The 12,787-nt window shown below is 44.8% G+C and carries 14 protein-coding genes; 8 read left to right on the top strand and 6 right to left on the bottom strand.

Going from position 1 to position 12,787, the window contains the following annotated elements:
* Positions 1 to 40: 40 nt before the first annotated feature.
* A complete protein-coding gene (gene corA, locus ACKTT1_RS04785; RefSeq protein WP_412710377.1) occupies positions 41 to 1,102 on the top strand; it encodes a magnesium/cobalt transporter CorA in 1,062 nt (353 codons plus the stop codon).
* A gap of 67 nt (positions 1,103 to 1,169) precedes the next feature.
* Positions 1,170 to 2,015: a DUF6544 family protein gene (locus tag ACKTT1_RS04780; RefSeq protein ID WP_412710376.1), complete on the top strand. Its 846-nt coding sequence runs from the start codon at positions 1,170 to 1,172 to the stop codon at positions 2,013 to 2,015.
* A 13-nt stretch (positions 2,016 to 2,028) separates the two neighbouring features.
* Here the strand turns inward: ACKTT1_RS04780 and ACKTT1_RS04775 are convergent, their stop codons facing one another.
* The 4 genes from ACKTT1_RS04775 to ACKTT1_RS04760 form a co-directional block, all read right to left on the bottom strand.
* Positions 2,029 to 2,853, bottom strand: coding sequence for a GGDEF domain-containing protein (locus ACKTT1_RS04775; RefSeq protein WP_412710375.1), 825 nt, complete (start codon positions 2,851 to 2,853; stop codon positions 2,029 to 2,031).
* A gap of 38 nt (positions 2,854 to 2,891) precedes the next feature.
* Complete coding sequence (locus tag ACKTT1_RS04770; protein ID WP_412710374.1) at positions 2,892 to 3,050, bottom strand: hypothetical protein; 159 nt, start codon at positions 3,048 to 3,050, stop codon at positions 2,892 to 2,894.
* Positions 3,051 to 3,064: 14 nt separating this feature from the next.
* Positions 3,065 to 4,255, bottom strand: coding sequence for a uroporphyrinogen decarboxylase family protein (locus ACKTT1_RS04765; RefSeq protein WP_412710373.1), 1,191 nt, complete (start codon positions 4,253 to 4,255; stop codon positions 3,065 to 3,067).
* A gap of 94 nt (positions 4,256 to 4,349) precedes the next feature.
* Positions 4,350 to 5,900, bottom strand: coding sequence for an MFS transporter (locus tag ACKTT1_RS04760; protein WP_412710372.1), 1,551 nt, complete (start codon positions 5,898 to 5,900; stop codon positions 4,350 to 4,352).
* 185 nt (positions 5,901 to 6,085) lie between these two features.
* Here ACKTT1_RS04760 and ACKTT1_RS04755 point away from each other — a divergent pair, with 185 nt between their 5' ends.
* From ACKTT1_RS04755 to ACKTT1_RS04730, 6 genes are all read left to right on the top strand, one after another.
* The gene (locus ACKTT1_RS04755) at positions 6,086 to 7,126 is read left to right on the top strand and encodes an ABC transporter substrate-binding protein (protein ID WP_412710371.1); all 1,041 of its coding nucleotides are present in this window, start codon (positions 6,086 to 6,088) and stop codon (positions 7,124 to 7,126) included.
* Positions 7,127 to 7,291: 165 nt separating this feature from the next.
* Complete coding sequence (locus ACKTT1_RS04750; protein ID WP_412710370.1) at positions 7,292 to 8,185, top strand: branched-chain amino acid ABC transporter permease; 894 nt, start codon at positions 7,292 to 7,294, stop codon at positions 8,183 to 8,185.
* Positions 8,186 to 8,187: 2 nt separating this feature from the next.
* Positions 8,188 to 9,243 (top strand): branched-chain amino acid ABC transporter permease, encoded by a 1,056-nt coding sequence (locus ACKTT1_RS04745; protein WP_412710369.1) that lies wholly within the window; start codon positions 8,188 to 8,190, stop codon positions 9,241 to 9,243.
* Positions 9,240 to 10,016 carry an ABC transporter ATP-binding protein gene (locus ACKTT1_RS04740; RefSeq protein ID WP_412710368.1) on the top strand — a complete coding sequence of 259 codons (777 nt, stop codon included), beginning with the start codon at positions 9,240 to 9,242 and terminating at the stop codon, positions 10,014 to 10,016. Before ACKTT1_RS04745 ends, ACKTT1_RS04740 begins: the two co-directional genes overlap by 4 nt.
* A gap of 1 nt (position 10,017) precedes the next feature.
* A complete protein-coding gene (locus tag ACKTT1_RS04735; protein WP_412710367.1) occupies positions 10,018 to 10,743 on the top strand; it encodes an ABC transporter ATP-binding protein in 726 nt (241 codons plus the stop codon).
* A 17-nt stretch (positions 10,744 to 10,760) separates the two neighbouring features.
* Positions 10,761 to 10,967 (top strand): hypothetical protein, encoded by a 207-nt coding sequence (locus ACKTT1_RS04730; protein ID WP_412710366.1) that lies wholly within the window; start codon positions 10,761 to 10,763, stop codon positions 10,965 to 10,967.
* Between the two features lie 13 nt (positions 10,968 to 10,980).
* Here the strand turns inward: ACKTT1_RS04730 and ACKTT1_RS04725 are convergent, their stop codons facing one another.
* Together ACKTT1_RS04725 and ACKTT1_RS04720 are read right to left on the bottom strand one after the other, a co-directional pair.
* Complete coding sequence (locus tag ACKTT1_RS04725) at positions 10,981 to 11,526, bottom strand: TlpA family protein disulfide reductase (protein ID WP_412710365.1); 546 nt, start codon at positions 11,524 to 11,526, stop codon at positions 10,981 to 10,983.
* Positions 11,527 to 11,553: 27 nt separating this feature from the next.
* The gene (locus ACKTT1_RS04720) at positions 11,554 to 12,786 is read right to left on the bottom strand and encodes a TolB family protein (RefSeq protein WP_412710364.1); all 1,233 of its coding nucleotides are present in this window, start codon (positions 12,784 to 12,786) and stop codon (positions 11,554 to 11,556) included.
* Between the last annotated feature and the right edge of the window lies 1 nt (position 12,787).

Below are 12,787 nucleotides of genomic sequence, written 5' to 3'. Positions count from 1 at the left end.
ATTTTTTCGATCCGACCCCATCGTAAGGGAGTGAGGAAGCTTGACCTGGCACACTATACGGCGTAAAGAGCCTGGTTTGCCACCCGGAACCCTGGTGCACACTGGCGAAGAAAAAAGCGAACGAGTAAACATTACTATTATGGCCTATAATGCCGAAACCTTCGAGGAAAGACAGGTAGAAAACATCGCAGATTGCTTGCCTTTAAAAGAGAACTTCACCGTCACCTGGATAAGTGTGGATGGCGTACACCAAATAAGCGTTGTAGAAGAGGCGGGGAAGCATTTTGATATTCATCCACTGGTTCTGGAAGACATCGTCAACGTAAATCAGAGACCCAAGATGGAAGACCACGAACAATACATCTTTCTGGTATTTCCTGCGATTTACTATGACCAGGAAGAAGAAACCATTAAAGCTGAACAGATTAGCCTCATTTTAGGACCGCGGTTTCTAATTTCTTTTCAAGAAACAAATAAAGACATATTTGGTTCGATTAAAGAGCGAATTCGCAACAACAAAGGGGTAATAAGAAAGAAAGGGACAGATTATCTTGCTTATGCGCTTTTGGATACCGTGGTTGATAGTTACTTTGTAATTCTCGAAATGCTTGGAGAAAAGCTGGATGCAATTGAGGAAGGACTGGTAAACGCTCCAGGCGTTGAGATACTCAGGTCCATCCACAAGCTGAGGACAAACTGTACCTTTCTTCGTAAGTCTTTGTGGCCATTGCGGGAGCTGGTGGCTTCTTTAGAAAGAAGTGGCTCGAATTTACTTCAGGACTTTACACGCGCCTATCTTCGCGATGTGTATGACCATGTCATTCAAATCATAGAAGGTATTGAAACATTTCGCGATATGCTTTCGGGCATCCTCGACGTTTACCTTTCCAGCGTCAATAACAGAATGAACGAGGTTATGAAAGTCTTAACTATAATCGCAACCTTGTTTATACCGCTTTCTTTCATAGCAGGGATCTATGGAATGAATTTCGAGTATATGCCTGAGCTTAAGTGGAAGTGGGGTTACTTTACCGTTCTGGGAGTAATGGCCCTGGTCAGTTTCTTTATGCTTCTCTATTTCAAGCTGAAGAAGTGGTTTTAGCTATTTCTGTTAACTTACAACGCAAAAATGTTTTTTCCAATTTTAATTGAAAGCGAGGACAAAACTGTTGAAAATCATACTGATTATAATTGGCTCAGTACTTATCTCATTAGTAATACTTTCCATTGTCGGTAGTTTGCTTTTTAACTGGAAAGTAACCAGTGAAGTGAAAGAGCTATTTAAGCAAAAAAGAACCGGGAAGGCAGAAATAGTAACCGAACAAGATCTGGAGGGACTACCTGAACCTGTTCAAAAATGGTTGAAGCAAGCAAACATAGTTGGCAGAGAAAAAACATTTGCAGTTAGGTTGAGACAAAAGGGTCTAATCAGAACTACGGAAAAACAGCCCTGGATGCTTGCCCAGGCAGAGCAATACTTCACAGTAGATAGGCCAGGATTCGTATGGAAGGTTAGGGTCAAAGTCAACCTCTTTTTATTCCTGGTGGGCAGAGACAAATATTTCGAGGGAAAAGGCAATATGCTTATCAAACTACTTGCTTTTATAAACGTTGTTAATGCGCGGGGTAAGGAGATAGACCAGGGTACAATGTTGCGCTACCTTGGCGAAATAGTATGGTTTCCAAGTGCAGCCTTGAGTGATTACATAGAGTGGCAAGCAATTGATGATTATTCAGCCAGGGCAACCATGACTTACGGTGGAATAACAGCGCAAACAGTATTCAGTTTTGATGAAAGCGGTGATGTCGTCGGGTTCTCCTGCAAAAGATATATGACCAGGAACAGGCGTTACAGCTTGGAAGACTACTCAGCGAAACTGGAAGCTCATAAGACATTTGAAGGGATCAGGATTCCCGCAAAAGGCGAGGTAGGCTGGAAGCTGGAAAGTGGAGACTTTACCTATTACAAACTCGAAATAACAGACCTCGGATACAACCAGCCAGCCGTTTTTTGAGCTTTCGAAGAGCCTATAAAGCTCGAATGGCTTGCTTGGCTTTCTTCTCTTCGTACATATTTTTATCGGCGGCTGTTAGTGCTTCTTCGGGGTTGCGAACTTCTCTTAAATTGCTTGTACCGTAGGAAAAAGAAACCTCCAAGGGGGAGAGAAAAGGATCTTCGTCAACCCTTTTGCGTAAGCGCTCTATAATTGCTTGGGTATCTTTCAAGGTTGTATCCGGAAAAATAACGATGAATTCATCTCCCCCGTAACGGAAAGCAAGGTCCTTGGTACGTATTTCCTGACGGAGAAGGGAAGCCAGTCTCTTTAGGACGTCATCGCCCATCTGATGGCCATAATGGTCGTTTACCCCTTTTAGTCCATCAAGGTCCAGCAAGACCAGGCAGACGTTCTGTTTCTTGCGTGCGTATTCACGGAGTTTTGTCCAGAGGTAATGGCGGTTGTAAAGGCCGGTTAAAGAGTCCAAATGAGCCTGTTCCATTAAAAGGGGGAGAAACCTCGAAAACACCCTAAAAATGAAAACAATGCCCAGAGCACCAGGTGGATAAATGGCGAGATGTGCAGCCAGTGGCGGAAAGTCACGCACAACGCTCCAGATGCCTATCCAGAAAGAAAGAGCGATCAATCCCATTCCGTGAGAAAGAAGCGTAATCCCGATGGGCAACGAACGCCAAAAAGTAAGCACAGTCACCACCAGGCAGGTTCCCAGGGTGGTCAGTTTCAGGATGCTTTCTCTGATGTAAGGCAAATCCAGAGGAAAGGCGACAACCGCCAGTAGCGCGGCTACGACAAAAAGGATAGCATACAAACATAAAATTCTCGTGCGCCAGGACATTTTTCTTTTAAGACCATCCTTTTGGTAAAAATCGACTTTTAAAAAGAGACCAGTACATGCCAAATGAAAAGCCAGGGCAAGTAGTCAACTTCCTCCCATATTCTGCGAACCACTTCTTCATCTCCCTGGATTTTTTCGGGAAGCGTTTTGCGAAACTCCTCCCAGGGAAGAGTACTTCCTGCTTTGCGATTTTCCACTGCCATCCCTCCTTCTAATACTGACCGTATTCTCTGGTGAAATCGGTCATCGCTTTAATGTTTTCTATTTTGGCATCGTTCTGGATAATGGCTGAAGCATCCATTATGTAACCACCGTCTCGCGCTACGTTATCAATGATTTTCTTTACACAGGCTCTAACTTCCTCGGGACTGCCAAAAGCAAGCAAATCGTTGGGAACGCCTCCACTGATGCAGAAACGGTCGCCAAGAACCTGATGCACCTTAAAGATGTCTCCTCGATCAACATGATAAATTATACTTCCCGGCGGGAGCTCCCTAAAAGTTTCCAGGTGGTAGTCCCAGTTACCTTCAGCGTAAAAAAGTACCTGATGTCCTCGCTTCCATATTTCCTCAAGAATGGGCTTTAGAGTGGGCCAAAAGATGTTAGAGAAGTGTTCGGGATTAATAAAAGGAACACAACTACGATGCATCCAGATAGTTATGGGTAGATTTTTTTCGGGGTCTGCTCCAGAAAGGGCCACCTCCAAAAGATGAGGCATCAGTGCCTCACAAGCCTTAAGAACTTTTTGTGGACGTTCGTGAAGGTCAGTGACCAACCCATAGTAACCTCGAAGTTTGTCAGCCAGAATATCCAGTGGTGCTTTAAGGATGCCACTTATAGCTGGCACTATACCCAACTCTTCGCGAAACTCTCGAGCCAGATCCGAAAGAGCCTGGAAGTATTGCATCATGGCCATGCCGCCTCGCAGAAAAGCCAGATTGTGACGTTCGTCAATGGGCTCTCCCGGTGCCTTGACAAAGCGAGAAACTCTGGGAAACCACACGTTAAGAAGATACCCTGTTGGGTCTTCTATAAGAGCATCGTACTCTTCGGGTTTCATAAAGGCTTCTTCTTCCGGGGGTTCCCGATATTGAAAGCCAGTTTCCGGAGGTATATCTATCCCCGGGATGCCATAGTAGGTAACGCCCATCGCCTGGGTAAGACCTGTCCAGACGTAAATCATGTTGGGTACCATAGCATCCCAGTCAAAGTCTCGAGCGCATATTCGACAGGCTTCAAAAGCCACTCTGTAATCATGTGTTGCTTCTTGAATACTAAAGCCAGCGTACTTAGCAGTAAACTCGGCAACAAAAGGACGTATCGGGACCATGTCTGGCTTTTCATTGCGCATGGCTTTCACATAGCGTTTGAGCCTGGTTTCGTAAAGATCTCGTTTGTTCATAAAGCCCTCCCACTCCTAAAGTGTGCTGTCACATTGCTTTTCAATAAGTTACTAAATAAAACTCGATATTACAATAGCGATAAAAAAAGAATGGTTAACGTTTCCAGATACTGGTTGACCACTGCCAGATAAAGCGCAGTCCAGAGAGCGTAGAAAAGCTCCCCAGACCTCTACCCACTTCACCAAAGAGCTCCTGGAGGAGTATTCTGGAGCTAACTTCTCCTTCTTCTTTTACTTTCGGTAAAATCTTGCGTATTGCAAAAAATCCCAGTATGAAAGCGAAAAGGAAGAAAAAATCCCAACCTTCTATACTGAAGGGCTGAACGCCAAAACTTTTAAAAGGTGTTTTGAAAGTCACGCGGATGGAAAGCTCGTAGCTGGTGAAGAAGTCTGCAAAGCTACCACCGATAACTGGAGCAACTCCAGCAGTGAAGGAACTTAACAGGCTCATCATGGCAAGATAAGAAGTTCCCCTCTCTTGTGGAGCCAACTTCATACCGATATTGTTTTGGGCAAGAGTTATGCCCGAAGAGGCTACCCCGCTTAAGCAGTGGACGATGAAAAGAATTGGCAGCGTCAACAGATGTTTCTGAGGAAGAGTGGTGAAAGTCCAGCCCAGGATGCAGAAAAGAAACAGGAAACCACAGACTTTGAGCACTGATTTATTGTTCCAGCGGTCAGCAATACGTCCCCATAACTCAAAAAAGAGCATACTCGCTGTCTGGTTAACAATCGAGAGTACCATTACCATAGTTAGCCCCATACCCAGCCTCCGCAGAAGATAAACGGTGAAAAAGGGTGCCGCCAGATTGATGGAAAAATTCCATAGGCCGGTAAAAAAGAGAAGAATTCTGAAATTATCATCTTTGAAAGGTTGCCGAAGGGAATCTATGAATGACAGAGTGGTCCTTGCCGACTTAAGCAAAGGTTCGCTGGTCCTGGTAAGAAAAACGGCGCCCCATAGGCCTGCGATAGTACCTGTTAGAAAAAGCAGCGGATACCCTGCAAAGGTTAAAAGCGGTGAAGTGAGAGCGGAGAAGCGTTTCCCCCAAAAGTCTATGTACCAGCTGGCCAGAAAACTTAAGACGATGCCAACGGTGAAAGTCAATTTAAGTCTTCTTCCAAAAAAAGTACCCATTACTTTTTGAGGAATGAGATCTCGCATCCAGGAGTTCCAGCTACAGGCCGAAACACCTGCCAGCAGGTTATGAAGAGCAAAAGCGAACATAATTACTGAAAGAACGTTCTGCTCCAGAAAGGGAGAAAAAACAATAAAAAGAAGCATTGATCTACTCAGAAGTGAAAATACAACGCAAATAAGTCGGCGGTTGCGTAACCATTCCACCAAGTATATGGAGGGAATTTGTATCAGGTTGGCCAGTGCAGGTAGTGCAGCCAATATACCGATAAAAGTATTATTGGCCCCAAAACGTAGAGCAAAAGCAGTGAGGAAAATACCTCCCGTCAAAGTTGCCATAGCCTGGGATGCGATACCATCTTTAATGATATATTTGAAGCTGCGTTCCAAATCTTCCTGAGTAAGGTTCTCTTTGGGCTTAAAAGACGCAAGAGTCCTGGCAAGATAATTTTTAACCGCGAGAAAAGAGGCAGCGAATTTACCCCATGGCAACAAGGTCTTCACCACCTCCACAGCTCCTTCCCTGGTTGAGGAACCGAGTTAGCAAATTTTCACCAAATTTTATTTTATAATGGAAAGGCGTAAAGAACATATTCACACCTCCTTACATCGCTATTTGTTGACAAGCAAGCAATTATAGAGTAGCTTTTTGATTAGTGTAGCTAAAATATATTAGAAAGGGAGGGTTATGCATGAAGAAAGCTTTGTTTGCAACACTCCTGGTCCTGCTCTTGGCATTCTCAGTAGCTTTTGCCAGCGCTCAGGAGACCATACGTATTGGCGCCAACCTTGAGATGACCGGTGCTGTCGCAGCCTATGGCCAGATGATATGGGAAGGGATTAACCTGGTTAAAGAAATCGTTGGCGATGAAGTTCTGGGTAAAAAGGTGGAGCTCGTTTTGGTGGACAACAAAAGCGATAAAGTGGAAGCAGCCAACGCAGCAACCCGGTTAATCGACAAGGAAAAGGTAGTGGCTATGATTGGACCAGCTATAAGCGGTAGCATGCTTGCTGTAGGCCCTATTTGCGAAGAAAAGCAGATACCAGTTATTTCGGCAACCGCGACTAATCCTCTGGTGACTCAGGGGAAAAAATTTGTTTTCAGGGCCTGTTTTTTAGATCCTTACCAGGCCGCGGCTGCGGCACAGTTTGCCATTGAGGATCTCAATGCGACCACTGCGGCAATTCTTTCCGATGTAGCTCAGGACTACTGTGTTGCCCTGGGAAATTTCTTTAAAGAAGAGTTTACCAAACGAGGTGGAACCATCGTTTCTGAGCAGTATTGTAAAACCGGTGATCAGGACTTCTCTGCCCAGCTGACCACCATAATGAATGCGAATCCAGACATTTTGTACGTTCCTAACTATTACACTGAGATAGCTCTTATCTGCCGTCAGGCCAGAGATCTGGGTTTTGAGGGTATTATCCTCTCTGCTGACGGTGCGGATGCTCCGGAGCTTTTCAGCATCGGCGGTGAAGCCGTGGAAGGGATTTATCACACCGCCATATGGGATGCCACTAAAGGTTTGAACGAGGTAGGACAGAAGTACATCGATCTTTACCGCGAGAAATATGGAAAAGATCCCAATATGTTCGGAGCACTGGGAGCAGATACTTACTTGATTCTGCTCGATGCTATTAAGAGAGCAGGTAAGGTAGACCCGGTTGCCATTCGGGATGCCATTGAGGATACCGAGAATCTCGATGTGGTAACTGGGAAAGTGACCATATAGAAAACGGTGATGCTGTGAAACCGGTGGTAGTGCGCAAGGTCGAAGACGGCAAGTTCAAATTTGTCAAGACGGTAGTTCCGTACTGACACCCAGATTCCCACACAAATACCAGAGGGTTGGCCCAGCTTCTGGCCAACCCTCTGCAGATGATGAGGAAGATTTCAAATGACGGGTACAGTATTTTTGCAACAATTGATGAACGGAGTGTCTCTGGGAAGCCTTTATGCGCTTTTAGCTATAGGTTATACCCTGGTATATGGCATCCTGGGGCTCATTAACTTTGCCCATAGCGATGTGTTCATGTTGGGAACTTATTTTGCTTTCTTCATGATGGTAATATTTATGCTTCCCTGGTGGCTTTCCATTATTATTGGGGTTGCGCTATGTGCGCTGGTAGGGGTGAGCATAGAGAGGGTTGCCTATCGCCCACTGCGCAACGCTCCACGCATATCAGCCTTGATAACTGCGGTAGGAGTCTCCTTTTTTATCGAAAACCTGGGTTTGGTGACAGTAGGTGCTCGACCCAAGGGTTTTCCAAGACCGCCTTTGATGAAAAATATCTATATGCTTGCTGGAGCAAGGATTCAGGGAGTAACCTTCTGGGTGCCCCTTATCAGCGTCGCTATTTTGATACTCCTTTTTTACATTGTCTATAAGACCAAAATGGGCATGGCTATGCGAGCTGTAGCTAAGGACCTGGAAACAACAAGACTCATGGGAGTTAACGTGGATAAAATTATAATGTACACCTTTGCTCTGGGTTCAGCTCTGGCTGGGGCTGGAGGAGTAATGTGGGCCTTTAAGTATCCTCAGATAAACCCTTTGATGGGTGTCTTTCCGGGGTGGAAAGCCTTCACAGCAGCAGTCGTAGGCGGCATAGGTAATGTGGTGGGTGCTATGATAGGCGGGTTTATCATCGGAATATCCGAGATAATGATTGTGGCTTTCTTCCCCCATTTGAGTGGATATCGTGATGCCTTCGTGTTTACCATTTTAATTATCTTTTTACTCATTAAACCTGGCGGCATAATGGGCGAAGCACAGAGGGAGAAAGTCTAAAAATGGAAAGAGATACCAGAATCAATCTCTTCTTGACGTTGTGTCTCTTCGGGTTGTTACTTTTGGGAATATGGCTCGCGGAAAATAACCTTAACAGTTACCTGATAAGAGTCTTCAACACTGCTTGTATTTACATAGTGGCTGCTTCAGCCTATAACCTCATAAACGGCATAACCGGTCAGTTTTCGCTTGGCCCCAATGCGTTTATGGCTATAGGAGGCTATACAGTAGCTCTCCTGATGCTACCGATAGCTCAAAAACAGCAGGTCTATTTTTTGAAACCTCTTATTTGGCCTTTTAGTGCCTTTAGCTTTCCTCCTTATTTTTTTGTAGTAGCGCTTTTCATAGGTGGTTTGCTTGCAGCTTTGTTCGCACTTTTAATCGGTGTTCCTACTCTGAGACTCAGGGGAGATTACCTGGCGATTGCAACTTTCGGGTTCGGGGAAATTGTGGTTGTTCTTGCTAATAACCTGATTCCTCTTACCAACGGAGCGTTGGGTATCAAAGGCATTCCTGAATATACCAACCTCTGGTGGACGGCAGGATGGGCTTTCTGGACAGTTTTCGTAATCAAAAGTTTGGTCAATTCCAGTTATGGGAGGGCCCTAAAAGCGATACGCGAGGACGAAATAGCCGCTGAAGCCATGGGGGTGAATCTTTTTCGCAGTAAATTGATGGCTTTTGCCATCAGTGGATTTTTTGCAGGTGTGGCTGGTGGTCTCTTTGTAACGTTGATCAGCACTGTTTCACCTACGTTGTTCACCTTCACCATGACTTTCAACTTGCTTATAATAATTGTATTGGGAGGATTGGGGAGTATCACTGGTTCTACCATAACCGCAGTAATTTTTGCTTTTATGCAGGAGTTACTGAGGGAAGTGGAAGCACCCCACACTATTGGTCCCTGGACATTCCCGGGCATACCGGGAATGCGCATGGTGGTTTTTGCTGCCTTGCTGGTAGTGCTGATGATTTTTTATCGAAGAGGGCTTTTTGGAAACCAGGAACTTTCCTGGCAAATGGTGTTTGATTGGCTAAAAGGGAGAAAAAGACCATGAGGGAAAATATGCCACTGCTTTCCTTGCAGGATTTGACCATAACTTTTGGAGGATTAACAGCTGTTGACAGTTTCTATCTCGATATATACCCCGGAGAGCTGGTCGGTCTGATCGGGCCGAATGGAGCGGGGAAAACCACTGTCTTCAATATGATATGCGGGCAGTATAGACCGACCAGAGGAAAAGTGTTGTTTGAGGGAAAAGATATAACTGGTATGAGTCCGGATCGAATAACAGCACTGGGCATTGCCAGAACCTTTCAGAATATAAGACTTTTTGGTAACTTGAGCGTTCTTGAAAATGTACTGGTCTCTTTTCATGTGCGTATTAAGAGTTCCTTCATTGCACCCATGCTCTCTCTGCCCGGTTACTGGCAGGAAGAAAAGCGGATAAGAGCGGAAGCTATGAGGCTTTTGGAAGCAGTCAATCTTCACAGGTTGGCCCACGAGCAAGCCAGTGCACTCCCATATGGACAACAAAGGAGGCTGGAAATTGCTCGAGCACTGGCGACTCGACCCAGGCTACTCCTGCTTGACGAGCCTGCGGCGGGCATGAATCCCCAGGAAACGATAGAGCTGATGCGTTTTATCAAGCAAATTCTCAAAGACTTTAAGCTTACCATCCTGCTCATTGAACACGATATGAAGGTGGTTATGGGGATTTGCGAACGCATTGCTGTTCTGGACTTTGGAATTAAAATAGCGGAAGGAAGTCCTGAGGAGATCAAGAAAAATCCACGGGTAATCGAAGCCTACCTGGGAGCGGAAGCTTGAGATGGATAACAACAAAACAGTGCTCAAAATAGAAAATCTTCATGTTTTTTACGGCGGAATCCATGCCCTGAAGGGTATTAACATGGAGGTTGGAGAAGGCAAGATAGTGACTCTGATTGGGTCTAATGGAGCAGGAAAAAGCACCACTTTGCGAGCGATAACTGGCCTGGTGCGAGCTCGGGAAGGGAAAATTATATTCAATGGTCGGGAAATTACTCGTGAGGCAACGCACCAAGTAGTGGAAAGCGGTATTGCTATGGTTCCCGAAGGGCGAAGAATATTCCCCAATTTGACCGTCATCGAAAATCTTTTACTGGGAAGCTTCACACGTAGAGATAAAAATGAAATCAAAAAGGATTTAGAATGGGTCTTTCAAATCTTCCCCCGCTTAAGGGAAAGAATTCATCAAAAAGGTGGAACCCTGAGCGGTGGGGAACAGCAAATGCTTGCCGTTGCTCGTGCTTTAATGTCTCGTCCGCGTTTGCTGATGATGGATGAACCATCCTTGGGGCTTGCTCCTTTGTTGGTAAAAGAAATTTTTAGAATCATTCAGGAAATAAATAATCAGGGAACAACCATTCTGCTCATTGAGCAAAATGCAAGAGCAGCGCTTGAGATAGCGGATTACGCTTATGTACTTGAGACGGGAACTATAGTACTTGAGGGAGAGGGCAGCGCTTTGCTCAACAACGAGAGGATTAAAAAAGCCTATCTTGGTGAAGATTAGCAAAGGAGGAAGAGGTCATGGAAAAAAGAGAATACACCGGTCTTGAAGGTGGCATGATCGAAAATATCCCCTTTGCAGAGAAAATTGCCAGATGGCCCTGGATTCAGGACAAACGGGTAAAAAAGAGGTTTCTCAAAGAGGAAGAATTAGAACTTCTGGATAAAAACCTGACTTGCCTTCTTTGTGGACAGGCTCACGAAGGAATCTGTCCACAAAAGAGTTAGGGAGATACACAAGCTAATAACAAAAACTGCTGGAGCAGGAAGAAGAAGTATTCTTGCGAGAGGCAACCATATTTCTTTTGTCCCGGGAGTAGGTAGCTATCGCTTTTTCTATTTCGGCAAATGGCACCTCTCCCTCCCACTTACCAAGTACTCTGGCTGCAGGGTCAACCAGAAAACAGGTGGGAGTTTCCCAGACTCCCCATTTCGCTTTCAGGTCTTCAGGAACCAGGAACATTTCTGAGTTTACAGCCTGAGTAAGCTGGACAAGTTTTCTCCAATCACAATCAAAGCACACAGGAAGAACTCGGACTTCATCTTCAAGTTGCAGTGACTGTACACCATCTTTCAATTCCAGAAAGCGATAAAGACACTCTAAGCAGTCAGAGCTTATGAAAAGAAGCAAGGTAAATTCTTTCCCAAAATCAACGTCTATTTTTTCACCCTTTAAAGAGTAGGCCTCAAAAGGAATGGCTTTCCGAACTGAGGCTCCAGCCACACCGGTTGAAATCACGATTGTAATCAGAACTAATGCAATGATATTCACAGTTCTTTTACGCATCTTCTTAATCATACCATAAATCACCTCTCAAAAGATAGGTACTGGAGTGAACAGGGGTGAAATTTCCATCGCAAAAGATGAAGTTAAGCGATACAATTTTCTGGAGCCTCTTTCCAAAAGAAAAATATCCCAGTTGTTCGATACTTTCTTTCCCGAGAACACAATCCATGCCCCGTCTGGAGAAACAGCGGGGTGTGCCTTGAAGAAAGGGTCGAAGGTAAGTCTTTCTAAGCTTTTTTCCACCAGGTTGAAAGAAAAGAGGTCAAAATTGCCATTACGTTCACCCACGAAAATTATCTCTTTGCCGTCGGCTGAAAAGACTGGGTCCGTGGCGTTACCCGGAAAGTCAAGTTCTTCCGTGACACCCGAAAACACATCGCAGATTTGAATATGCCATCGTCCATCCTTAAAATAAGAAAGAGCGATTTTATCACCCAGGGAAGAGGCAGTGACTTTTTCCACTGTTTTTGGAATTTCCGCTCCCTCAAGGAAGCTTTTTTGCAAAGCTCCGTCCTGTTCCATAACAAAGATTTCATTTTCTCCATTGCGGTCGCTCAGAAAAACCAGACGTCCATTTTCACCAAGGGGATAGGGTGAGAAATCATTGTAACCCCCGCAACTCAAAGGGAGGAAGCTTTCCTTCTCGAGATCCAATCTCCAGATTTCGCGGTAACCCGCTCTCCTATGTACCAGGAAAAGAAAGCGACCGTCATGGGAAATACTCAGGTCTTCCAGGGGTTTTAGAGAATCCACTTTAATTGTTCTCTCTTTACCGCTTTTCAGATCTCGAGCTACCACGGAAAAGCGGTCGTTCTCGCTTCTGATAAAAATTATTTTGAAACTTTTGTGGAAGTTTAGGGTGTTCATTATCCGTTGCTGGAGAGTTTTTAGCATTTCTTCTTTTTCACTCAATGGACGGACCATGGAAAGGAGCTTCTGAACGCCGTCAGGAACAAAGACCTGAAAAAATAGCAAGGAGTCCTTTTGATAACCATGAAAAACTATATCAAAACCTTGCGGGAAAACTATTTCCTCAGAGGAAAAGGGAAAATCTTTTTTGAACTCCACCTGGTCGAAAAATTTTTCCAGGAACTCGAAAAGAGGATAAAAATGGCCTTCATCAGTGGAATCTACAAACAGAGCCCGCTCCAATGCAAAAATTTCCGAGCCAGCGCAGGCCAGCACAAAAAGTAAAAGTAGCAAAAATCCGCTTATTTTGAAAACTAAAAACCTTTTATTTCTCTCGACAAGCCAGCTCATT

Source organism: Atrimonas thermophila, assembly GCF_045864955.1.
Taxonomy (GTDB): Bacteria; Atribacterota; Atribacteria; order Atribacterales; family Thermatribacteraceae; genus Thermatribacter; species Thermatribacter velox.
The sequence above is the reverse complement of the archived record's forward strand: the minus strand, read 5'-3'. Positions and strand labels throughout refer to the sequence as shown.

What these genes read in the sequence shown, in the direction of transcription:
- ACKTT1_RS04775 (WP_412710375.1), bottom strand. Translation starts at nt 2,853, where the DNA reads ATGTCCTGGCGCACGAGAATTTTATGTTTGTATGCTATCCTTTTTGTC.
- ACKTT1_RS04765 (WP_412710373.1), bottom strand. Translation starts at nt 4,255, where the DNA reads ATGAACAAACGAGATCTTTACGAAACCAGGCTCAAACGCTATGTGAAA.
- ACKTT1_RS04755 (WP_412710371.1), top strand. Translation starts at nt 6,086, where the DNA reads ATGAAGAAAGCTTTGTTTGCAACACTCCTGGTCCTGCTCTTGGCATTC.
- ACKTT1_RS04750 (WP_412710370.1), top strand. Translation starts at nt 7,292, where the DNA reads ATGACGGGTACAGTATTTTTGCAACAATTGATGAACGGAGTGTCTCTG.
- ACKTT1_RS04745 (WP_412710369.1), top strand. Translation starts at nt 8,188, where the DNA reads ATGGAAAGAGATACCAGAATCAATCTCTTCTTGACGTTGTGTCTCTTC.
- ACKTT1_RS04740 (WP_412710368.1), top strand. Translation starts at nt 9,240, where the DNA reads ATGAGGGAAAATATGCCACTGCTTTCCTTGCAGGATTTGACCATAACT.
- ACKTT1_RS04735 (WP_412710367.1), top strand. Translation starts at nt 10,018, where the DNA reads ATGGATAACAACAAAACAGTGCTCAAAATAGAAAATCTTCATGTTTTT.
- ACKTT1_RS04730 (WP_412710366.1), top strand. Translation starts at nt 10,761, where the DNA reads ATGGAAAAAAGAGAATACACCGGTCTTGAAGGTGGCATGATCGAAAAT.
- ACKTT1_RS04725 (WP_412710365.1), bottom strand. Translation starts at nt 11,526, where the DNA reads ATGCGTAAAAGAACTGTGAATATCATTGCATTAGTTCTGATTACAATC.
- ACKTT1_RS04720 (WP_412710364.1), bottom strand. Translation starts at nt 12,786, where the DNA reads ATGAGCTGGCTTGTCGAGAGAAATAAAAGGTTTTTAGTTTTCAAAATA.